This is a genomic window from Polaribacter butkevichii (genome assembly GCF_038024105.1).
Lineage (GTDB): Bacteria > Bacteroidota > Bacteroidia > Flavobacteriales > Flavobacteriaceae > Polaribacter > Polaribacter butkevichii.
On the sequence record NZ_CP150661.1, the window covers coordinates 1,872,471 to 1,897,061 of the forward strand.

19 protein-coding genes are annotated in these 24,591 nt (G+C 31.0%); 12 read left to right on the forward strand and 7 right to left on the reverse strand.

The window, feature by feature from the left end:
* The first annotated feature begins 1,031 nt into the window (after positions 1-1,031).
* The 10 genes from thrS (at position 1,032) to WG951_RS07895 (ending at position 14,312) form a co-directional block, all read left to right on the forward strand.
* Positions 1,032-2,972, forward strand: coding sequence for a threonine--tRNA ligase (gene thrS, locus WG951_RS07850; RefSeq protein ID WP_105050323.1), 1,941 nt, complete (start codon positions 1,032-1,034; stop codon positions 2,970-2,972).
* Between the two features lie 115 nt (positions 2,973-3,087).
* Positions 3,088-3,606 carry a translation initiation factor IF-3 gene (infC, locus tag WG951_RS07855; RefSeq protein ID WP_170062934.1) on the forward strand — a complete coding sequence of 173 codons (519 nt, stop codon included), beginning with the start codon at positions 3,088-3,090 and terminating at the stop codon, positions 3,604-3,606.
* Positions 3,607-3,713: 107 nt separating this feature from the next.
* Positions 3,714-3,911: a 50S ribosomal protein L35 gene (rpmI, locus tag WG951_RS07860; protein WP_105050637.1), complete on the forward strand. Its 198-nt coding sequence runs from the start codon at positions 3,714-3,716 to the stop codon at positions 3,909-3,911.
* 94 nt (positions 3,912-4,005) lie between these two features.
* The gene (gene rplT, locus WG951_RS07865) at positions 4,006-4,350 is read left to right on the forward strand and encodes a 50S ribosomal protein L20 (RefSeq protein ID WP_068450935.1); all 345 of its coding nucleotides are present in this window, start codon (positions 4,006-4,008) and stop codon (positions 4,348-4,350) included.
* Between the two features lie 86 nt (positions 4,351-4,436).
* On the forward strand, positions 4,437-5,024 hold the full coding sequence (locus WG951_RS07870) for a hypothetical protein (RefSeq protein ID WP_105050321.1): 588 nt from the start codon (positions 4,437-4,439) through the stop codon (positions 5,022-5,024).
* A gap of 210 nt (positions 5,025-5,234) precedes the next feature.
* Positions 5,235-6,455: a glycogen synthase gene (glgA, locus tag WG951_RS07875; RefSeq protein ID WP_105050320.1), complete on the forward strand. Its 1,221-nt coding sequence runs from the start codon at positions 5,235-5,237 to the stop codon at positions 6,453-6,455.
* Complete coding sequence (locus tag WG951_RS07880; protein WP_105050319.1) at positions 6,445-7,710, forward strand: glucose-1-phosphate adenylyltransferase; 1,266 nt, start codon at positions 6,445-6,447, stop codon at positions 7,708-7,710. Before glgA ends, WG951_RS07880 begins: the two co-directional genes overlap by 11 nt.
* Before the next feature lie 41 nt (positions 7,711-7,751).
* Entirely contained in the window at positions 7,752-9,689 is a 1,938-nt protein-coding gene (locus WG951_RS07885; protein WP_105050318.1) for an alpha-1,4-glucan--maltose-1-phosphate maltosyltransferase, read from the forward strand.
* 43 nt (positions 9,690-9,732) lie between these two features.
* Entirely contained in the window at positions 9,733-11,640 is a 1,908-nt protein-coding gene (gene glgB, locus WG951_RS07890; RefSeq protein ID WP_105050317.1) for a 1,4-alpha-glucan branching protein GlgB, read from the forward strand.
* Positions 11,641-11,906: 266 nt separating this feature from the next.
* On the forward strand, positions 11,907-14,312 hold the full coding sequence (locus WG951_RS07895) for a glycoside hydrolase family 31 protein (protein ID WP_105050316.1): 2,406 nt from the start codon (positions 11,907-11,909) through the stop codon (positions 14,310-14,312).
* A 289-nt stretch (positions 14,313-14,601) separates the two neighbouring features.
* Here the strand turns inward: WG951_RS07895 and prfA are convergent, their stop codons facing one another.
* The gene (gene prfA, locus WG951_RS07900; protein WP_105050315.1) at positions 14,602-15,678 is read right to left on the reverse strand and encodes a peptide chain release factor 1; all 1,077 of its coding nucleotides are present in this window, start codon (positions 15,676-15,678) and stop codon (positions 14,602-14,604) included.
* Positions 15,679-15,747: 69 nt separating this feature from the next.
* Between prfA and WG951_RS07905 the strand changes: the two genes are divergently transcribed.
* Positions 15,748-16,143 (forward strand): hypothetical protein, encoded by a 396-nt coding sequence (locus tag WG951_RS07905; RefSeq protein ID WP_146105311.1) that lies wholly within the window; start codon positions 15,748-15,750, stop codon positions 16,141-16,143.
* 143 nt (positions 16,144-16,286) lie between these two features.
* On the opposite strand, the gene WG951_RS07910 is transcribed toward WG951_RS07905, so the two are convergent.
* Positions 16,287-18,203: an ABC-F family ATP-binding cassette domain-containing protein gene (locus WG951_RS07910; protein ID WP_105050313.1), complete on the reverse strand. Its 1,917-nt coding sequence runs from the start codon at positions 18,201-18,203 to the stop codon at positions 16,287-16,289.
* Between the two features lie 75 nt (positions 18,204-18,278).
* Between WG951_RS07910 and WG951_RS07915 the strand changes: the two genes are divergently transcribed.
* Positions 18,279-18,668 (forward strand): DUF983 domain-containing protein, encoded by a 390-nt coding sequence (locus tag WG951_RS07915; protein ID WP_105050312.1) that lies wholly within the window; start codon positions 18,279-18,281, stop codon positions 18,666-18,668.
* A 168-nt stretch (positions 18,669-18,836) separates the two neighbouring features.
* On the opposite strand, the gene WG951_RS07920 is transcribed toward WG951_RS07915, so the two are convergent.
* The 5 genes from WG951_RS07920 to gldK form a co-directional block, all read right to left on the reverse strand.
* On the reverse strand, positions 18,837-19,907 hold the full coding sequence (locus WG951_RS07920) for an NAD(P)/FAD-dependent oxidoreductase (protein WP_105050311.1): 1,071 nt from the start codon (positions 19,905-19,907) through the stop codon (positions 18,837-18,839).
* Between the two features lie 181 nt (positions 19,908-20,088).
* On the reverse strand, positions 20,089-20,943 hold the full coding sequence (gldN, locus tag WG951_RS07925) for a gliding motility protein GldN (protein WP_105050310.1): 855 nt from the start codon (positions 20,941-20,943) through the stop codon (positions 20,089-20,091).
* A 17-nt stretch (positions 20,944-20,960) separates the two neighbouring features.
* Positions 20,961-22,487: a gliding motility protein GldM gene (gldM, locus tag WG951_RS07930; protein WP_105050309.1), complete on the reverse strand. Its 1,527-nt coding sequence runs from the start codon at positions 22,485-22,487 to the stop codon at positions 20,961-20,963.
* A gap of 45 nt (positions 22,488-22,532) precedes the next feature.
* Positions 22,533-23,168, reverse strand: a complete 636-nt coding sequence (gene gldL, locus WG951_RS07935) for a gliding motility protein GldL (RefSeq protein ID WP_105050308.1) — start codon at positions 23,166-23,168, stop codon at positions 22,533-22,535.
* 39 nt (positions 23,169-23,207) lie between these two features.
* Positions 23,208-24,584, reverse strand: a complete 1,377-nt coding sequence (gene gldK, locus WG951_RS07940; RefSeq protein ID WP_105050307.1) for a gliding motility lipoprotein GldK — start codon at positions 24,582-24,584, stop codon at positions 23,208-23,210.
* Positions 24,585-24,591 lie beyond the last annotated feature (7 nt).

A 24,591-nucleotide genomic window follows, 5' to 3' on the forward strand; every position in this document is an offset into this window, starting at 1 on the left:
AAATTTTTGCAAATTTACCGGTTTAACTCCTTAATTTTCACTCGATTTACAAACTCTCAATGAACGTGACTAACAAACTAATATTGCTGTTAGCGGCTGCAAACTTACAACACATTTTTAATCTAACAACTATTTTTTAACCCTTTTTTTTTGTTTATTTTACATACTTCTCCTAATTATTTTGTTTCTAGTAAGTTACATGAAATATTTTTTTGGTTATTTTTTTAAGGTTACTGTGTTTTATCTGGGTTTTGGGGATAATTGCTACTTTTTACAACATAAGAACATTAAAAAAAGGAAAGAGTGTCAGCTGAAAATTTAGTCTAAATAGGTTTCTTGTTCTCTAATTTTAGATAAAACGACTACTACTCTCGTCAACTTTATCTTTGAAATAGCTTCACCTAGTTACTTGGATTTGTTTTTTTGCTTTTAAATAAAGCCTGTAAATGATTGTTTTTTAATTTTAATACAACGAAAATCGTGAAAAAGGTCTCTTATAGATGAAGTAGAAACTTTGTAAACAGAATTAAATCTAAAAAAAACGGATTACTAGAAGACAAGTATCGTGTAAGTTTCTGTTGAATACATAGGCTTCGATTTGCTCAGAAGCTTAATTTACTAGAATAAAGGGATTGCTTCGTGCCTCGCAATGACGTTTTTTTATATGAAGAACAAATGGGGTGGCTATTTGTTGAAATTGTTCTTTGTAGGCTTGTTTTCTTCTTGCTAATTACAATTACAGGCTTTGTGTTAGGGATTGAAACGGCATCCTTTTTGCTTTTCGCAAAAAGATATAGTGGAAAGCCCGACCTTTTTTATTCTATAAGTTTATTTGAATTGAAAAAGTGTACCTATATATATAAACCCTACTCTTTTTTATATCTCAACAAAAAAAGGGAACACCAAAAAGGAAAACCTGATTATATACAAAGAAAAACCTTACTAAAATTGTTATTAATAATAAGTACACATATATATTGTATGAAATATTGTTTTCTAATATCTTTGCATTCTCAAATATTAGACATTAAATGATTAAAATTACTTTACCTGACGGAACTATTAAGGAGTTTGCTAAAAATAGCACTCCGATGGATGTTGCAAAAAGCATTAGTGAAGGGTTTGCTAGAAATGTGATATCGGCAAATTTTAACGACGTAACTGTTGAGACCACTACCCCATTAACCACGGATGGTTCTTTAATTTTATATACGTTTAATGATGCTGGAGGAAAGAAAGCTTTCTGGCATTCATCTGCACACGTTTTAGCCCAGGCTATATTAAGTTTTTATCCGAAGGCAAAATTAACGATTGGACCTGCTATTGAAAATGGGTTTTATTATGATATTGATTTAGGAGATGATGTTATTTCTGATAAAGATTTTTCTAGTATAGAAAAGAAATTTTTAGAGATTTCGCGTGGTAAACATGAGTTTTCTTTACGATCTGTATCTAAAGCAGATGCTTTGTCTTTGTATAAAGAAGAAAATAATGCGTATAAAGTTGAGTTGATTGAAAACTTAACGGATGGGGATATTACTTTTTGTGATCATAGTGATTTTACGGATTTATGTAGAGGAGGACACATACCTAATACTGGGATTATAAAAGCTATTAAAATAATGAGTGTTGCTGGTGCTTATTGGCGTGGTGACGAAAAAAATAATCAGTTAACGCGTGTTTATGGAATTAGTTTTCCTAAACAAAAAATGCTTACTGAATACTTGGAATTATTGGAAGAGGCTAAAAAACGTGACCACAGAAAACTTGGTAAAGAGTTAGAGTTATTTACTTTTTCTCAGAAAGTAGGTGCAGGTTTACCTTTATGGTTACCTAAAGGAGCTGCGTTAAGAGGACGTTTAGAAGATTTCTTAAAAAGAGCACAGAAAAAAGCGGGTTACGAGATGGTAATGACGCCTCATATTGGTCAGAAAGAATTATATGTTACTTCTGGGCATTATGAAAAATATGGCGCAGACAGTTTTCAGTCTATAAAAACACCTAAAATGGATGAGGAGTTTTTATTGAAACCAATGAACTGCCCTCACCACTGTGAAGTTTACAATTTTAAACCTTATTCTTATAAAGATTTACCAAAACGTTTTGCGGAATTTGGTACCGTTTATAGGTATGAACAAAGTGGAGAACTGCATGGTTTAACACGAGTTAGAGGTTTTACGCAAGATGATGCGCATATTTTTTGTACACCAGAACAATTAGACCAAGAGTTTAAAGATGTTATAGATTTAGTTTTATATGTTTTTGGTTCTTTAGGTTTTGAAGATTTTACAGCACAGGTTTCTATTAGAGATAAAAGTAACCCAGATAAATATATTGGTGATACTGAAACATGGGAAATTGCTGAAAATGCAATTATAAGTGCTGCAACAGATAAAGGTTTAGATTTTGTGATTGAAGAAGGTGAAGCTGCCTTTTATGGTCCGAAATTAGACTTTATGGTAAAGGATGCCATTGGAAGAAGTTGGCAACTTGGAACGATACAAGTTGACTATAATTTGCCAAAACGTTTTGATTTGACCTATAAAGGAGCAGATAATCAATTGCACAGACCTGTTATGATACATAGAGCACCGTTTGGTTCTATGGAGCGATTTATTGCAGTATTGCTAGAGCACACGGGAGGAAACTTCCCTCTTTGGTTAACTCCAGATCAGGTTATCTTATTGCCAATCAGTGATAAATATCAGAAATATTCAGAAAAAGTTTTAAAATCGTTAGAAAATTCCGAAATTCGCGCCCTCGTAGACAACCGAAGTGAAAAAACTGGTCGTAAGATTAGAGATGCAGAAGTTAGCAAAACACCATTTATGGTTATTGTTGGTGAAAAAGAAGAACAAGACGGCACAGTTTCTGTAAGAAGACACGGTGAAGGGGATTTAGGAACATTTACAATTGAAGAATTTATTTCTTTAATTAAAGCAGAAGAAAGTAAAACATTGAAGAATTTTTAATTAATTTTGAAATTCATCAAGAACATAAAAAGGTTGGAAAACAACCATAAGTTAAACTTAAAATTTATAAGTCATAGCAATTCGTAGAAGCAGGTCAAGAAGACCGTTAAGAGTAATCAAAGAAGATCAACATAGGATTAATGAGAAAATAAAATATGTTGACGAAGTTCGTCTTGTGGGCGAGAATATAGAAGTTGGTGTATATCCTTTAGATAAAGCTAAAGAATTGGCCAGAGAACAGGAGTTAGATTTGGTTGAGATATCACCAAAAGCTAAACCACCTGTTTGTAAAATTATTGATTACAAGAAATTCTTGTATGAGCAGAAAAAACGTGAGAAAGCCTTAAAATCTAAAGCAACAAAAGTAACGATTAAGGAAATACGTTTTGGACCTCAAACTGATGAGCATGATTATGAGTTTAAGAAAAAACATGCCGTTAAATTTTTACAAGAAGGAGCTAAGTTAAAAGCATTTGTATTCTTTAAAGGACGTTCTATTATTTTTAAAGAACAAGGCCAAATTTTATTATTAAAATTAGCCCAAGAATTAGAGGAATATGGTAAAGTAGAACAGTTACCAAAATTAGAAGGTAAACGTATGATTATGTTTATTGCCCCTAAAAAGTTAAAATAATTATTACAACATAGCTACAAGGGTTAAAAACTTTGTAGGATATAAAAAAGTTTCTGAAACTTGTTTCGGAAATAATGTCTTATAAGCAAGATAAAAACGAAGGAGAGATGCCTAAAATGAAAACAAAATCTAGCGCCAAAAAACGATTTAAAGTTACTGGTACTGGAAAAATCAAAAGAAAGCACGCGTTTAAAAGTCACATCTTAACAAAGAAGTCTAAAAAACGTAAATTAAAGTTAACTCATGATGGTTTAGTACATAAAGCAGATGAGTCTAACATTAAGCAAATGTTAAACTTAAAGTAAGTTTAACCAGGGAATTTAATTATTAACCATGGAGTTAGGCCAAAAATAAAAAGTATTCTTAAATGAATCGCCTACTACAAAACACATTGAAATTATGCCAAGATCAGTAAATTCAGTAGCCTCAAGAAAAAGAAGAAAAAAAATCTTGAAGGCTGCAAAAGGTTACTTCGGACGTAGAAAAAACGTTTATACAGTAGCAAAAAATGCAGTTGAAAAAGGTATGCTTTATGCATACAGAGACCGTAAAAACAATAAGAGAAACTTCCGTTCTTTATGGATTGTGCGTATTAACGCTGCAGCTCGTTTACACGGAATGTCTTACTCTCAGTTTATGGGAAAAGTGAAAGCTAATCAAATCGAATTAAACCGTAAGGTTTTAGCAGATTTAGCTGTAAACAACCCAGACGCTTTTAAGGCAGTTGTAGAAAAAATTAAATAAATAATAATACTTGCTTATATTTAAAAACCCAAACATAAAGTTTGGGTTTTTTTTTTATAAATTTACGCACGTAAAAAAAACTAACAATGAAATCATTTTTAATAACTTTATTATTACTAGTATCTACTTTATCTTTTGCACAAGAAAACACAGAAGAAGTAACCGAAAACAACTCTATTGAAGGTCAATTTGATAAGATTTACAGAACATCAACTACATATCAAGTATATAAAGTGATCAGTAGAGATCGTTATCAACGTTTAAAATCAAACGTTTTAGATTCACTTAAGTCTTCAAAAAAAATAATCTCTGAAAAAAATAATTTATTAAAAGCAGAAAAGGACAATATTGAAAAAAATAAAAACCTTTTAGCTAAAACTAAATTAGAATTAGATGCCGCTTTAATAAAAGAAAATTCTATTTCTATTGTAGGTATACAGTTAAGTAAAACAACTTATAACCTTGTAATATGGAGCTTAATTTTATTATTAATTTTAGCGTTATCCTATTATATATTTAAGTTCTCTAGAAGTAATGTGCTTACAAAAGAAGCTAAAGAAAATTTAGCTGAAATTGAACAAGAATTTGAAAAACATAGAAAAAACACATTAGAAAAAGAACAAAAACTTAGAAGACAATTACAAGACGAAATTAATAAACAGAGAAATAGTTAATTTTTTCTAATAAGGGTTCACATATAAACATATTCAATAAATTCTAGCCATAATTTTATAAAGACCATAGAAGATAACATCTTAATATTAAGAGTTTCATAATAATAGAGATTCACAAATAAAATGTTATACTTTTTTTAGTACATTAAATAGTATTTTCTTATCTTTTGATGCTTAAAATAACTAATCGAATTTAATTACTAAAATTTTATGAAAGCCCTTTTTTATACTAGAGAATTTCCTCCTTACGTATATGGTGGAGCTGGTGTTCACGTAGAATATCTTGCAACAGAATTAGCAAAACTTATGCATGTTGATGTAAGATGTTTTGGAGACCAAAGTGACACCGTTAACAATCCTACTGTAAAAGGTTTTCCTTACGAAAATCCTATTTTTGAGAATTCTGATGATAAGCTTAAAGCTGTTTTTCAGACTTTAAGTACAGGTCTGCACATGAATGCAGACCCTATAGATGCAGATGTTGTGCATTGCCATACTTGGTATTCTCACTTTGCAGGAATCGTTGCCAAACTTTGCTATGGCATACCATTAGTAATTACTACACACTCATTAGAACCTTTAAGACCCTGGAAAAGAGAACAACTTGGGCGTGGTTACGACGCATCTTCTTGGATAGAAAAAACAGCTATTGAAATGGCTGATGCTTTAATTGCTGTTTCTGAGGAAACCAAACAAGATGTTTTAAAACATTTTAACGTAGACGAAAGTAAAATTAAAGTAATCTATAACGGTATTAACTTACAACAATACATTACAACACCAGAAACAACCACACTAGATGAATACGGTGTTGATAAAAACAAACCTTACGTACTTTTTGTTGGAAGAATAACTAGACAAAAAGGAATTATTCATTTAGTAAATGCGATAAAATATATAGACCCAGATACTCAAATAGTATTGTGTGCTGGGGCGCCAGATACACCTGAAATAGGTAAAGAAATGAAAGACGCCGTTAACGAAGTTAAAAAAACTCGTAAAAACGTAATCTGGATTGATAAAATGGTTACTAAAGAAGAAATTATTCAATTATATTCTCATGCCGATGTATTTTGTTGCCCTTCCATTTACGAACCTTTTGGTATTATAAATATTGAAGCAATGGCATGTAACACTGCGGTTGTTGCAAGTGCTGTTGGTGGCATTAAAGAAGTTGTTGTACATAATGAAACGGGGTTACTTATACCTGTAGAACAACAAAATTCTGCACCATTTGAACCTATAAACCCAGATAAATTTGCTAAAGATTTAGCTGAAGGAGTAAATAAAGTAATTAATAATCCTAAATTAAGGGAATCTATGGCTCTGAAAGGAAGAAAGAGAGTTGAAGAACATTTCGATTGGATATCAATAGCAAAACAAGTAGAAGCATTATATAAATCACTAAAAAAAGAAAGCGATGATAAATAATAAAGTATTAGGAATTATTCTTGGTGGAGGACAAGGTTCAAGATTATATCCTTTAACAAAAGATAGATCTAAACCTGCTGTACCAATTGCAGGTAAATATAGATTGGTAGACATCCCTATTTCTAACTGTATCAATTCTGATATAAAAAGAATGTATGTATTAACCCAATTTAATTCTGCTTCTTTAAATGCTCATATTAAAAATACTTATCACTTTAGTTTTTTTAGCTCTGCTTTTGTAGACGTATTAGCCGCAGAACAAACAATTCATAGCGACAAATGGTTTCAAGGTACCGCTGATGCAGTAAGACAAAGTATGCTCCATTTTTTAGAAAATGATTTTGAATATGCCCTAATTCTTTCTGGTGATCAATTATATCAGATGGATTTTAACCATATGATTGAGAAACACGAAGAAAGTGGTGCAGAAATTTCTATTGCCACTTATCCTGTAAATGCTAAAGATGCTACACAATTTGGTTTATTAAAAACAAATGACGAAAATATAATTACATCATTTATAGAAAAACCAGCTGCTGAATTATTGCCAGATTGGACTTCTGATGTAGGTGATGCAATGAAAGCGCAAGGTAGAAATTACTTAGCCTCTATGGGTATTTATATATTTAATAGAGATCTATTAGTTGAATTGATGAAAAATCCAGATACCAATGATTTTGGTAAAGAAATTATTCCGCAAGCTATAGAAACACACAAAACATTAAGTTATCAATACGAAGGATATTGGACAGACATTGGAAATATTGATTCTTTCTTTGAAGCAAATTTAGGGTTAACAGACGATGTTCCTCAATTTAATTTATATGATGAAAAAGGAATATACACAAGACCAAGAATATTACCAACTTCTAAAATTGCAGGTTCTATTTTAAATAAAGCTGTAATTGGAGATGGATGTATTATTCATGCTGAAAAAATAGAAAGATCAGTAATTGGTATTCGTTCTAGAATTGGTAAAAACTCTCTAATATCTAACACCTATATGATGGGAAATGATTCTTATGAAACTTTAAATGAAATTTCTGAAAATCATATTGAAATTATGATGGGAATTGGAGAAAGATGTTACATACACAACTGTATTATAGATAAAAACTGTAGAATTGGTGATGATGTTAGAATTAACGGAGGTCCACATATACCAAATATAGAAACAGATACTTATATGGTTAAAGAAGGAATTGTAGTTATTAAAAAAGATGCTACTATACCAAAAGGAACCAACATCGGATAAAATAAATTTTTACTTTTTTATTATTTAAATGAACCTAATTAATGCAAAATCAAAGTAGAATTGTAATAGAAAATATTGCCCCACAATTAAATAGTGGAAAAGTTAGTATTAAACGTGTTGTAGACGAAATTGTAAATGTAACTGCAGATGTTTTAGTTGATGGTCATGATGTACTTCAGGCTAATTTATTATTCAAACATGAAAAAGATAATAAATGGTCAGACATTAGAATGACACCAACTTGTAATGATGAATATACTGCATGTTTTCAAACATCAAAACAAGGTTTTTATTCTTATAAAATTGAAGGATGGGTAGACTATGCCTTAAATTGGCAACATGGTTTAGGTAGAAAAATTGATGATTCTCAACATGTAAATTCAGAACTTTTAGAAGGTGCAGAACTTTTAGTTGCTATTGTAGATAAAGTTGCCCCTGAAGAAAAAGACTATTTATTACATTTAATTTACATTTTTAAAAATGATAAAACCTATTCAGAAGCCATTAAAGAAGCTGTTTCAGAAAGATTAACATCAATTTTAAAAAAATATCCTGAAAAATTTTTAACAGAAACTTCTCAAGAATATAATGTTTATGTAGACAGAAAAAAAGCAAGATTTAGTACTTGGTATGAATTCTTTCCTCGTTCCGCATCAGAACAAGAAGGAAAACACGGTACTTTTAACGATTGCCACAGAATATTACCAAGAGTTGCCCAAATGGGGTTTGATACTTTATACTTCCCTCCTATTCATCCTATTGGAGAAGTAAATAGAAAAGGAAAAAACAACACCACAGTTGCACAAGATGGCGATGTTGGTTCTACTTGGGGAATTGGGTCTAAATACGGAGGTCATAAAGACATCCATCCTGAGTTAGGTTCTTTAGAAGATTTTAAAAACTTAGTTGCAAAAGCAAAAGAATTGGGTATTGAAGTAGCAATGGATTACGCATTGCAAGCTGCCCCAGATCATCCATGGGTAACAGAACATCCAGATTGGTTTAAATGGAGGCCAGATGGTACTGTGCAATATGCAGAAAATCCACCAAAAAAATATCAAGACATTCTACCAATTTATTGGGAAAGCAAAGATTTTAAAAATCTTTGGCAAGAATGTTTAGACTCGTTATTCTATTGGATAGATTGTGGAATTAATATTTTTAGAGTTGATAACCCACATACAAAACCGTACTTTTTTTGGGGTTGGATTATTGCAGAAGTAAAAAAACAACATCCCGATGTATTGTTTTTAGCTGAAGCATTTACCAGACCTAAAGTAATGCAACAATTGGCAAAACAAGGATATACACAATCGTATACTTATTTTACGTGGAGAGAATCTAAGCATGAATTAATTGAGTATGTAAACGAACTCACCAAAACAAATCAAAAAGAATATATGAGACCTAATTTCTGGCCAAATACGCCAGATATTAATCCGTTTCATTTACAAGGTGCTCCAGAAAGTAAATACTTACAACGATATGTATTGGCTGCAACCTTAAGTTCTAATATTGGTATCTATGGCCCTGTTTTTGAACAAATGATAAGCGATCCTATTCCTGGAAAGGAAGAATATTATATGTCAGAAAAATTTCAACTTTGTCATTACGATTGGTTTAAACAAAATAAAGTGACTACTTTAATTACTAAAATTAATCAGATTAGAAAAGAGCAAGAATCTTATCAACAAACAAATAATATAAAGTTTGTAGAAACTGGTAATGATCAAATAATTGCTTTTTATAAATGGAATGATACCAGAAGTAATGAAACCTTAACAATTATAAGTTTAGATGCTTATAATTCTCAATCTGGTTCTATACAATTACCACTTCATGACCTAAAAATTCATAATGGTCAAAAAGTGCAAGTAGAAGATTTGGTAACAAGAAATTGCTACGATTGGTATAATGAATGGAATTATGTTGAATTACATGCAACACTACCATTTCATATTTTTAAAATCAACAAGTAATTATAAAAACTACCAAACAAAACTATATTTTAAAAGATAACTTATGGCACAAACAAAAGTACACAGTCTTTTTACAGAATTTGATATTAGCCTTTTTCAGGCAGGAAAACATTATCGTTTATACGAAAAATTTGGTTCGCACATTATTACTGTAGATGGTATAGAAGGAACTTATTTTGCCGTTTGGGCACCAAGTGCCAAATCAGTATCTGTTATTGGTGATTTTAATTTCTGGTTAGAAGGAGAACATCACCTAAATGTACGTTGGGACGGAAGCGGTATTTGGGAAGGTTTTATACCTAATGTAGGTAAAGGAGCTATTTATAAATACAAAATAAGAAGTGCCAATAACAATATTACCACAGAAAAAGCAGACCCTTTTGCTAGAAGATGCGAACATCCACCAAAAACAGCTTCGGAAGTTTGGGAAGATGATTACTCTTGGAAGGATAAAAAATGGATGAAAAACAGAAAAAAGAATAACGCTTTAGACGCGCCTTTTTCTGTATATGAAGTTCATTTAGGTTCTTGGAAAAAACAAATTGAAGAAAATCGATTTTTAAGTTATAGAGAACTAGCCGATGAATTGGTAGATTACGTATCTGAAATGAATTTTACACATGTAGAATTTATGCCAATTATGGAATATCCTTACGACCCAAGTTGGGGATATCAATTAACAGGTTATTTTGCACCAACATCTCGTTTTGGTTATCCTGATGAATTTAAATATTTGGTAGATACGTTTCACGAAAAAAACATTGGAGTCTTGTTAGATTGGGTTCCTTCTCATTTTCCGTCAGACGATCATGGATTAGGATTCTTCGATGGTTCTCATTTATACGAGCATCCAGACAGAAGAAAAGGATATCACCAAGACTGGAAAAGTTTAATATTTAACTACGGAAGAAACGAAATAAAAGCATTTTTAATTAGTAATGCTATCTTTTGGCTAGACCAATATCATGCCGACGGATTAAGAGTAGATGCGGTAGCTTCTATGTTATTTTTAGATTATTCGAGAGAAGAAGGAGAATGGGAACCAAATGAGTTTGGTGGTAGAGAAAATTTAGATGCCATAAATTTTATCAAGGAAATGAATATGGCTGTTTATGAAGCCTTTCCGGATGTACAAACAATAGCAGAAGAATCTACTTCTTTTCCTAAAGTATCTAAACCAATTTATGATGGTGGCTTAGGTTTTGGTATGAAATGGATGATGGGCTGGATGCACGATACACTAGATTATTTTGCAAAAGAACCTATTTACAGAAAACATCATCAAAATGAATTAACCTTTAGTTTAAATTACGCTTTTACAGAAAATTTTATGTTGCCATTATCTCATGACGAAGTGGTATACGGTAAAAAATCTATTGTAAATAAAATGCCAGGTGATGAATGGCAAAAATTTGCAAACTTAAGAGTCTTATATAGTTTGATGTTTACACACCCAGGAACTAAATTATTATTTCAAGGAGGTGAATTTGGTCAAACTTCTGAATGGAATTTTAATGGTAGTTTAGATTGGCATTTATTAGATTACGATGTACATAAAGGAGCACAAAATTTAGTAAAAGACTTAAATAAATTATACCAAAAAGAACCTGCTTTACATGAAAAACAATTCTCACACGAAGGTTTTGAATGGATAGATCATGGAGACCACGAAAACTCTGTAATGTCTTATATTAGAAAAGGAGTAAACGAAAAAGATAATGTAATCGTTATTTTAAATTTAACACCAGTACCAAGAGAAAACTATAGAATTGGGTTACCAAAAACAGGAACCTTAAAAGAAGTTTTTAATAGTGATGCTAAAAAATATAACGGAACAGGAAACTATAAAAATAAAAAATTAACTTCAGATAAAAAGGTATGGAATAATAGAGAGCATTCTATTGAATTAGACTTACCTCCATTAGGAATGATAGCATTTAAGTACAAATAACAACAAATCCTCTTTTTTATATCCTTTTATTATGATAAAAAAGAGGGTTTATTTTTTTATAAATCACAAAAAAAGAAGTCAATTTTAAGACTTTAAAAAATCTTTCAACAATACATGAAAGAAAATGTATTCTGTTTATTTTTAAATAAATAAACAATATTTTTACTTCTTAAATAGACAAATACATTATCGAAAAAAACATAAAAAGCAATGTTGTTACATATTTTTTTTTCGAATTTTACAAGATTTAATAAACAACCAAAATTATGATTGTTAATACAGAGTTAGAACAAAAAGGAAATTTGTTTCCTTCAGAAATTGTGAGCTACAAAAAAGATGTAGACACATTATATTTTACCACAAAGAATAATGTAATTTTACAACTAACTGTAGTTAGAGATAGTGTTATCCGTTTTAGATATTCTACAACAGGTAAATTTGAAAATGATTTTTCTTATGGTGTAACAATACACGCTTCTAGAGGATATTATTTTCTAGACGTTACCGAAGATGAAACGCATTACATTGTTACAACATCAAAATTAATTTGTAAAATAGAAAAAAGTAGTTTACAAGTTAAACTTTTTGATGCCATAGACTTAAAACTAATTAACGAAGATGAAATTGGTTTTCATTGGGAAGAAAGCTATGAATATGGTGGTGACATCGTAAAAATGAGTAAAGCGTGCCAAAGAGCAGAAAGCTTTTACGGTTTAGGTGATAAACCTGTAGACGTTAACTTAAAAGGAAAACGTTTTGAAAATTGGGCAACAGACTCTTATGCTTTTGGTAAAGATACAGACCCTATTTACAAAGCTATTCCTTTTTACACAGCTATACAGGGTGGTAAATCTTATGGTATTTTCTTTGATAATACGTTTAAGTCTCATTTCGATTTTGCACACGAAAGAAGAAATGTAGCTAGTTTCTGGGCACAAGGTGGTGAAATGAATTATTATTTCATTTACGGTCCACAAATGGACGACGTTGTTAAAAATTATACAGACTTAACAGGAAAACCTCATGCTTTGCCTCCATTATGGGCTTTAGGATTTCATCAATGTAAATGGAGTTATTATCCAGAGAGTACAGTAAAAGAAGTTACCAACACTTTTAGAGATTTAAAAATTCCGTGTGATGCTATCTATTTAGATATAGATTATATGGATGGTTTTCGTTGTTTTACTTGGGATAAAAACTATTTTCCAGACCCAAAAAGAATGGTAAAAGAACTAGAAGACGATGGGTTTAAAACTGTTGTAATTATAGATCCAGGTATTAAAATAGATTTAGAATACGATGTTTTTAAAGAAGCTTTAGATAAAGATTATTTCTGTAAACGTGCAGATGGACCATATATGAAAGGTAAAGTTTGGCCTGGAGAATGTTATTTTCCAGATTATACAAAACCAGAAGTTAGAGAATGGTGGTCTGGATTGTTTCAAGAGTTAATTGAAGATATTGGAGTAAAAGGTGTTTGGAATGACATGAACGAGCCTGCTGTAATGGATGTACCAAATAAATCTTTTCCAGACGATGTTCGTCATGATTTTGATGGCAACCCTTGTTCTCATAGAAAAGCACACAATATTTATGGAACTCAAATGGCACGTGCTACCTACCACGGTTTAAAAAAATATGCATACCCAAAAAGACCTTTTGTAATTACTAGATCTGCATATTCTGGTGCACAACGTTATACTTCTACTTGGATGGGTGATAATGTTGCCACTTGGGAACATTTATCAATAGCAAACAACCAAGCACAAAGAATGGCAATGTCTGGTTTTTCTTTTGCAGGATCTGATATTGGTGGATTTGCAGAACAACCTCAAGGAGAACTTTTTGCACGTTGGATTCAGTTAGGTGTATTTCATGCCTTTTGTAGAGTGCATTCTTCTGGAGATCATGGAGATCAAGAACCTTGGGTTTTTGGTGATGAGATTACAGATATTGTAAGAAAATTCGTAGAACTTAGATACCAATTGTTACCTTATTTATATACTGCTTTTTGGAAATATATAAATGATGGAACGCCAATCTTAAAATCTTTAGTTTTATACGATCAAGAAGATACATCTACACACCATAGAAGTGATGAATTTGTTTACGGTGAACAGATTTTAATTTGTCCAATATTAGAACCTAATGCCAAAGGAAGAAGAATGTATATTCCTAGAGGTAAATGGTATAACTTTTGGACAGAAGAACTTGTAGAAGGAGGTAAAGAAATGTGGGTGGATTCAGATATAGACAGCATGCCAATATTTATTAAAGAAGGAGCTGTTATACCAAAATACCCTGTTCAACAATACGTTGATCAAATAGAATTTGATGAAATTACTTTAGACCTATATTATAAAGAAGGTAAAGAATCTTCTCAATTATATGATGACGCACATGATGGTTATGATTATAAAAAAGGTAGATTTAGTTTACGTACTTTTAAAGTAACAGGTAAAAAAGAAGAATTAATTATACAACAACACAAACAAGGAGACTTTGATGCAGCTTATACCAAGTTTAATATTGTATTCCATAATTTACCGTTCGAAATTACGACTGTACAAATAGATAATGTAAAAATTCCGTTAAACGAAGCAAATCTTACTAAAAACCAGTCTATACTTATAGATAAAGGATTTACAGAGTTACATTTATTAGGAAAATAAAATTTAAATCTCACCATTTTCAGTTAGTAGACTCACTGAAAATGGTGAAGTAAAAAACCCCATAAATGGGTATTGTGAGGTTTATAGAACACATATATATTTGTAGTGTAAGCAATCTTTACCCCCAAACATAACACAACTTGTTTAAGATTCCTTAATCTTTGTTAAATGTAAAAAAGTGATGAATAGTTTTAATAAAACTTTCATCACTTTTTATTTTGTTTAAGATCATAAAAAAACCTCAGAACTAAGTTTTGAGGTTTCTTTTTATGAAAATATTTAAAGAGAACTATATTCCGTCTCCTAATCCTTTTAATTTTTGTGTATTCTCTGCAAGCATTAATTCATCTATAATTTTTTGGATATCACCATTCATAATATTAGGTAAGTCATATAATGATAAACCAATTCTATGATCTGTAACTCTACCTTGTGCATAATTATAAGTTCTAATCTTAGCACTTCTATCTCCAGAAGAAACCATAGAACCACGTTTTAAAGCATCTTCGGCATTTTTCTTTGCTAATTCCATATCATACAAACGAGAACGCAACACTTTAAATGCTTTCTCTTTATTTTTATGCTGCGATTTCTGATCTTGACATTGTGCCACCAAACCTGTAGGAATGTGCGTTAAACGTACTGCAGAATAGGTTGTATTTACAGACTGACCTCCAGGACCTGAAGAACAGAAAAAATCGATACGTACTTCTTTTGGATTAATCTCAACATCAAATTCTTCTGCTTCTGGAAAAACCATACAAGTTGCAGCAGATGTATGTACACGACCTTGAGTTTCTGTTTGCGGAACCCTTTGTACACGATGCACACCGGCTTCAAACTTTAAAATTCCGTAAACATCATTTCCAGAAACTTCAAACTGAATTTCTTTAAAGCCACCATTTGTTCCTTCAGAATAATCTACCGTAGAAACTTTCCAACCTTTACTTTCGCAATATTTAGAATACATTCTAAACAAATCTCCTGCAAAAATACTGGCTTCATCCCCACCTGCTCCTGCACGTAATTCTACAACAGCATTTTTAGAATCTTCAGGATCTTTGGGTATTAATAATACTTTAATTTCATCTTCTAATTGAGGAATTCTAATATTGGCTTCTTCAATTTCCATCTTCGCCATCTCATTCATTTCGGCATCAGAACCATCTGCAAGAATTTCTTTTGCTTCTTCTATATTGTTTGTTAAATTTAGGTATTCATCCCCTTTTTTAACAACATCACCTAAATCTTTATATTCTTTCATCAATTGCGCATAACGCTTTTGATCCATGATGATTTCTGGCTGAATAATTAAATCAGAAACTTCATCATAACGCTGCTTTACAATTCTTAATTTATCTAACATCTTCTGTCTTTTCTTGGATTGCGAATTTACAATTTTTATGGCTATATTTGAACAAAGCAAACTATTTTTATGAAATTACTACTATTTTCGTGTTGTTTTTTATGCTTGATTTCTTGTCAACAAGAAAAAAAGAAAGTACAAAGACCAACTTTCTTAATTGGAAATTGGGTACGTATTAACGATAAAGAAGGTAGTATTACTTATGAAACCTGGCATAGAAACCTTAAAGGTTTAGGTTATACCTTAAAAGAAAAAGACACTACTTTTAAGGAAATATTGAGTATTGTTACCATAAAAGACACTCTTTTTTTAAAAGTAGAAGGCCTAAATGAAAACCCAATATTATTTAAATTTACACAACAATCTGCTACTTCTTTTGTTTGTGAAAATTCGAAGAATGAATTTCCAAAAAAAATAAAATACTATTTAGAAAATAATCAAATTAAAGGCAATTGTTTCTGCTGATGATTTTAAAATTGATTTTGTTTTTGAAAGATACAATACCAAATTCTTATAAAGAATTGGGTATTTTCTATTAAATGTAAAACATAAAAAACTCCTTATTTAAGATTTAAATAAGGAGTTTTCATTTTTTAATATAACTAAGATTAAAAACTAGAAACTTCTGCTTCTACTTTTTCCCAATCCTCCATTTTAGCATCTAATTTTGCTTTTTTAGCTTTGTATTTTTCAAAGAAATTAGGTCTTGCCGAAACTTCATCATAATTTTCAGCTAATTCCAAATCTATTTTTGCAATTTCTTTCTCTAAATCAGCAATTTCAGTTTCTATATTAGACAATTTGTTCTTTAGCTTCTTTAATTGCTTTTCTTGATCTCTAGATAATTGATGAGATTCTTTTTTAGACGAATCCTTTTCAACTTTTACAACCGTTCTTTTTTCTGCCTCTCTAAGATTTTCTATTTTATGTTGCTCCAAGAAATAATCAATATCTCCTAAATACTCTTTAATCACTTTGTCTTTAAAACCATAAACAGTTTCTGTTAATCCTTGTAAGAAATCTCTATCATGAGATACTACAATTAAGGTTCCGTTAAACTGTTTTAAAGCTTCTTTTAATACGGTTTTAGAGGCAATGTCCAAGTGGTTGGTTGGCTCATCCATTATTAAAACATTAAAAGGTTGTAATAATAATTTACACAATGCCAATCTATTTCTTTCCCCTCCAGAAAGTACTTTTGCCTTTTTATCAACAGCATCTCCACCAAATAAGAAAGAACCTAACATATCTCTAACACGCATTCTGTTGGTATCAGTAGCAGCATCTTCCATTATCTCTAATACCGTTTTTTCTGGCGGTAATTCCTCAGATTGATTCTGAGCAAAATATCCTACTTCTACATTATGACCAAGTTTTAAATGTCCTTCAAAAGGAATTTCTCCTACCATCATTTTAGCCAATGTAGATTTTCCTTGTCCGTTCTGACCAACAAAAGCAATTTTACTATTTCGCTCAATCAATAAGTCTACATCTTCTAAAACATGCTTATCTCCATAACTTTTGCAAAGATTTTCTGCTTCAACAATAATTTTACCAGGTTCTTTAGAAATGGCAAAACGTACATTCATAGCAGCATTATCGTCTTGGTCAACCTCTATTAACTCAACTTTATCAAGTTGTTTCATTAAAGATTGTGCCATAGAAGCCTTACTTGCTTTTGCCTTAAACTTATTAATTAAGTGTTGCTTTTGCTTTATTTCTTTTTCTTGGTTTTTCTGAGCTTGTAACTGCTTTTCCTTAATCTCTCCTCTTAATAATAAGAACTCAGAATATGGTTTTTTATAATCATAAATCTGACCTAAAGAAATTTCAATAGTTCTATTAGTTACATTGTCTAAAAACATTTTATCATGCGATACCAATACAATAGCACCAGAATATCCTTTTAAGAAATTCTCTAACCAAATAATAGACTCAATATCTAAGTGGTTGGTAGGCTCATCTAATAACAAAATATCATTATTCTGTAACAATAGTTTTGCCAACTCAATACGCATTCTCCAACCTCCAGAAAAAGTATCAGTTTTTTTATCAAAATCTTCTCTCTGAAAACCTAAACCTTGTAAAATCTTTTCGGTATCACCTTGGTAATTATACCCACCAAGTAATTCGTAACGCTCTGTATTGTCTGTTAAATCATGAATCAGTTCTGTATACCCTTCACTTTCATAATCTGTTCTTGTAGCCAGTTGCTCATTAATTTCATCAAGTTTAACTTCAATTTCTTTAATTTCAACAAAAGCTTGGTACGCTTCTTCTAAAATAGTTCTTCCTTCAACAAAATCTATATCTTGTCTTAAAAATCCCATTCTAATATCTTTATCAAAAGCCATGGTACCACCACTACTTTCTATATCTTTAGAAAGCACTTTTAAAAGTGTAGATTTTCCTGCTCCATTTTTTCCAATAAGACCAATTCTATCTCCTTTGTTTAACTTGAAAGTAATTCCCGAAAATAAATCAGTTCCCATAAAAGAAACTGTTAAGTTGTGTACGTTTAGCATCTAATGTAATAATTGTTACTTAAAAAAAAGTTTAAAACTCTATATTTGCAAAAGTATACAAATTTATAGTCTATTATGTTTAAAAAAGGAACCAAGTTATATAGTATTTTTAATGCTAAGTGTCCTAGATGTCATGAAGGTGCATTCTTTGAGTATAAATTTACACTAAACCCCAATAAAGTTACCAAATTACATGAGCATTGCCCAAATTGTGATTTAAAATATATGATGGAACCATCATTCTTTTATGGAGCAATGTACGTAAACTACGGGTTAACAGTTGGTATTTCTATTGTTGCCTTCTTAATTTCTGTACTCATATTTGGAGCAACACTATTGCAATCTTTTGCAGTAATTGTAATTTCATTGTTGGTATTAGCACCAATTAATTTGCGCTTATCTAGAATAATATGGATAAATATGTTTGCGCATTACGACAAAAAATTCTCTAAAAAAGAAAAATAATGTCTTTTTGGGCGTTTAAACAGGCTTTCGCTACTCGCTTTTTTTAGTGATAGTTCTCGATACAAATTTGCTGAAAAACAAATTCACTCGAACCAACACTAAAAAAGAGCTCAAACAAACCGCTCTATCCTTAACGCATATTGCAAACCTAAAAGATAATTGTAGTAATTAGCCTTTTTTAGAATTCTTAACGTTTAAATGTTTAAAACGAACAATATCTATTTCTTCATCTAAACTTTCATCATTATATAAGTGATTGTAAAGATTTTTAGCAACTGTTGGTGCAATCATAACACCACGAGTACCTAAACCGTTTAAAACGATTAAATTGGCATAATCTGGATGAATCCCCACCAAAGGTCTTCTACCAGAAACGGTAGGTCTTATTCCTGCAGATTGAGATACAATTGTATAAGGAACAGTAATTACTTTCTTTAACTTTTCTACCAATTCTTCTTTTCCTTCCTCCGAAGGGTCAGATGTTTTGTCTGTCCAATTAAAAGTAGCGCCTACTTTATAAGTATTGTCTCCTAAAGGCATTACAAAAAGTGTTGACTTTAATAAAAAATCGATATTTAATTCTGGTGCATGTATGGTTAATAACTCACCTTTTGCCTCATTAATCGGTAAATAATTAAAATATGGGTTTTGTTTAATTCCGAATCCTTCGCAAAACACAATTTTAGAAGCTTCAATATCTTTATAGTTTACAGATTCTTCACCAATAATTAGTTCGTCATGTTTAAATTGTTCAAAACGAATATGATTTTCGGATGCTAAATAGGCTCTGTAAGCAGTTATTAACTTTTCTGTATCTATTCTTCCTGTTTCATTTACATTTCCAAAACTAAAATCGGCAATAACTCCATGATAAGAGTTTTTATCTAATTTCGGGTCTAAATATGCCACTAACTTTGGTTTATCTAAAGCTCCAAACCAGTTATTTTGATCTTCTATAGATTTAAAAGATTTCTTGATTACAAATTTTTGATCAACAGTAATGTTTAGTTTTTCTTCTAAACCTTTATAAAAAGGGAGTGCAACTTCTAATTGTTCTTTAGCGTTCCAAACAGGTGTAAACCTTTTTAAAATTACCGGATTATAAACGCCACCAGCAACTAATGAAGAGGTTTGAGAATCATCTTCAAAGACTAAAAATGTTTTTTTTGCGGCAATTAATTCTTCTACAAAAGCCAAACCAGCTAAACCTAAACCAACTATTATGTAATCTATTTTCATGGGATAAAAATACGTGAATTTGAATTAATTATTACTGGTCTTTCTAAAATGTTTAGCCCTGATTGAAACGGCATCCTTTTTACTTTTTCTGTAAAAAGATATAGTGGAAAGCAGGAAATAGCTACAAAAAAAAACGTCCCAAATAAATTGGAACGTTTTGTATTTTTAAAATATTGAAATTTTAGTAATTCCACATATCCATTTCTCTATTTCTAATGTCTTCTTTAATCTTATTTGCTTCTAATAATTGGAACAAAGAATTACCTCTTACATAATCTGAAATAGATCTGTTACCGTAAATGTTTTCTTCTTTTACAATGGTACTGCTAAATCTTCTTGCATTTAACATGTGATCGAAAGAAATTGGTTGAGATGCATTCTTTGGATTAAACACTTTTGCTTCGTGTAAAACGTCTCTTGCAGATGGGTAAAAAATCCAAAATAACTCATACAATTGTTCGTCTTCTATATCTTGAACACCTAAAGTTTGTACATCTTTCCCCATTGGAGCTAATGCCAACAATCTATATTTTAATTCACCTTGACGTTTATCAAAATACCACATTCCTTTAATCATATAGCCTTCTACATCTTGAGATTGTAATCTAATAGTATCGCTATAACCGTTTTCTTCTCTAATGCTAGACATTCTAGATTGTATTTCGTTTTCAGAAATTTTTGAAGTAAAGAAAGAATCTGAATAAGCATCTTTTATTTTACCTTGTTTAATACCTTTAATAAGGGTATCAAATAAAGATCTTCTATTCGGAGAAATATTAGATTTATCTATAGGAAAATAATATGGTAAATTTATTTTTTGATTTAAATCAATAAATTCCCACACAACTTTAGACCATAATACATCTCTATCGTCTACATATCCATAGGCTAAAGGTGCATCATTATCTGCAGCAATTTGTTGCTCGTTTTTCTTTCCTATTTGATCTACTTCTTTAGCATTCAATAAGCCTATTTGTGCGTTTATTGAACCACTTATCATCAAACCGAAAAATAATAGTAAACAATTTTTAAACATATTTTATTTTTTAACTTCTAGTTTGTTAACTCTATATTAACTGGTAATACTTTTTTAAGATTATACCCATTAGCCGTAGCTTTAATACCATAAATATTAATGATATCTCCTCTCTTTGCTTTAGACAATTTTTGTTTTGCCGCTGCATTTAAACTAGATCCATTTACAATAATTGTTAATTGACCTGGTACTTTTATTTTAAAACTCTGTACTTTAATATTTAAATCGAATTCAAAATCTGGCAATCCTGCTGCAATTGGTGCAGAAGACAAACCTGATTTAGGCATTCTAACGGTTCCGTATTGTCCTCTTACAGACCCCATAGCTGCTGGTATATCTTTAATTCTAAAAGTAGCCTTAGAATTTACAGATTTACCATTACTTAAGGTAGCACTTACGTTAATGGTAGCTACATTTCCTCCTGCAGGTCTAATACTATATTTACCTCTACCTCCTTTTAAAGTACCTCCACTAGCAGAAACTCTTAAGTTATTGTCACTTACACCTGGTAATGAAACTGAAATAGGGTTATCTAAACCTCTATACACAACATTCATCTTATCTGCAGAAACAACAGCATCACCTGGTTGTGGAATTACAGAATAAGAACTTTCGAAAGGAACTTCTACTACTTCTCCATTTTGTGTAAAAGCAATTTTTCCTTTAATATCATGATTTCCAATATTACCAGACGGCATATCAATAATTACTTGACCCGATTGAATGTTTTTATAATCTTTACCATTTAAAGTTACATTATCCGGAATCATAGTAGCATCATAACGACCTAATACGATTTTACCTGTAACTTTTTCTCCTGCAAAATATGCGTTTTTATCTAAAGCAACAATACCCTTATAGTTGTTTAAAGACAACGCTTCTTCCATTTTACCACCTAATAAATCTGATACAATATCACTTTCTGTGTTTTTGATATCAGCTTGCATTTGCGTTAAGTTTGTTAAAGAAGCAACTAAAGGAAACCCTTTATATCTATAATCTAACCATTTAATAGTTTTTCCATCTCTATTTTTTACATCATCTGTAGAGAATCTCTTTGCTAATATTGGCGCAAACTTACTATCTTTCCCTAAAGCATTTGTTACGTCTGTTCTATATCCGTTTACTTTATCTAAAAATTCTTGCCCTTCCGCAGTAAATTTATCACCTTTAAAGAAATGTTCATCTAAAAAGGCTGTTTTATCCATAGATTCGTAATCCTTTTTATCTTCTATATCTGCAGTCATTTTAGATTTTAATTCTTCTAAATATGCATAAAAATTTGAAGAATACTCTTTAATCTTTACCGCCTCTTTATTTAATTCTGCAAATTTTGCAGCTTGTTCAGAAGCTTTAGTTGCTAAATTAGCATACGCTTCATTGTTCTTAGCTGTAGTTGAAATATTATTTTCACTCAACTTTTCGTTCATAAAACCAAAAGATGATAAAACTTCTTTACTCATATTCATTGCCAACATTGCAATAAACACAAGATACATTAAGTTAATCATTTTCTGTCTTGCGGACATTTTTCCTCCTGCCATTCTAATTAGTTTTTTTAAGTTAAAATTATATTAGTAAACTAATTATTATTTAGACATTGCAGAAAGCATACCTCCATAAACACCGTTTAAAGAAGATAAGTTTTTTGCTAAAGATTCCATTTGCTCTTTTAGTTTTTCTGTATTTTCTACAATTGATCCATTTAATTCAGATTGTTTTGCAGTATTTTCTACCTGTACTTTATATAAGTTATTTAAAGTTTCCATTTGAACGGCTGCCATAGAAACTTGCTCGTTATATTTATTTGTTGATGAAATAGATTCTGATGCAGCAGATAAACCTTCTGCAGCTCCTTGAAAATTTTTCATGCTATTACCTAAACTAGCCATTAAAGAAGCATCTATTTTTGCGTCTTTTAATAAATCATCTAATTTTTGAGATAACATTCCTTGTGTACCTACTTCTTCTTTTTCTGCTTTTAAACTGTCTTCTCCTAACTCAGGATATACTTTAGACCAGTCAAAATCATCTTCTGGAGTATCAAAAGCTGAAACAGCAAAAACGGCTGCTTCTACCAATAAACCAATTGTTAACATCATTCCTCCAGTAATAGGACCCAAAGTCATATGCTGAATTTTAAATAATGCTCCAACAATTACAACTGCCGCTCCCATTCCGTAAACGAAATTCATTGTTTTTTTGTAAGATTTTGATTGTGCCATAATGTAATTTTTCTTTTTTTTTGTTATTTTTTTTATTATTTATTTGTTTGTTGTACCAATATAGTTTTGTACGGTTCTAAAGCCAATATAACTTCTAGCGGTATCTGCATACTCATAATCTCTAGAACTTACTTCTAAAAAGTAAGCTACATCTTTCCAAGAACCTCCACGAATTATTTTTCGTTTATTTTTTCTATCTTCTACATTAGGGTTCATTGTTGAAGCCATATAATAAGAAGATAAATTATAAGCAGTGCTTGTCCATTCAGATACGTTACCGGCCATGTTGTATAATCCGTAATCATTTGCATTAAAAGATCTTGCCTCCATCGTATATAGCGCTCCATCTACTGCATAATCTCCTCTTACAGGTTTAAAGTTTGCTAAGAAACAACCTCTATCACTCGTTGTACCACCGGTTCCCCAAGGATAAGTAGCAAATTCTAATCCACCACGTGCAGCGTATTCCCACTCTGCTTCTGTAGGCAATCTAAAATCAGGAACCGCCGTAGCATTTTTCTTACTTTTTAGATAATCATTCTTTTTCTTAGTTCTCCAATTACAAAAAGCATTCGCTTGTCTCCAATTTACCCCAACTACAGGATAATCTCCATAAGATTGATGATAAAAATAATCTTGATGCATTGGATCATTATAAGAATAATTAAAATCTTTAACCCATACCGTAGTATCTGGATAAATATTTAATGTTTCTGTTTTTACAAAGTCTCTTCTATTACCACCTTTTCTTGCAGCATTATCTCTATCAAACCAAGTGTATTTATATTTTAAATATTTTACATTAAAAGAACGAACACCATCAACAGCTTCTTCTCTAGGAACAAATAATGAATCCATTACCTCTACATAATCTACATCTGGAAAATCATCTTTTTTCCAAATAATTTCTGGCTCCCAATTTAAGGGTCTAATAGAATCAGAATCAAACGCTAAACTTGTGTAGTTATCAAACATATATCTTTCATAAGCATTTGCACCTGTTGTATCTTTTACAACGGCAAATGCATAATCATTGATACCTCCAGTAAGTGCTGTTTCTCCTGGATCTGGAGCCCCCATCATTGCAGAGAATTCTTGTTGATAACCTAATCTAGTTCTTACTACAGAATCTCTAACCCAAAATACAAACTCTTTGTATTCATTGTTTGTAATTTCTGTTTCATCCATGTAATAAGGTCTAACAGTAACTGTTTTAGTTGGCGAGTTCATAGTACCAATAATATCTTGATCCTGTTTACCCATTGTAAAGGCACCTCCAGGAATTAAAGCCATACCAAATGGTTTTTCTGAAAACCATTTTTTCTTAGACTTAATTCCTACCAACTCTCCTCTATCATTAGAGCCACAACTGTAAAAAACTACTATTAAAAGTGCAAATATTGCTGCTTTCTTCATATTTTAA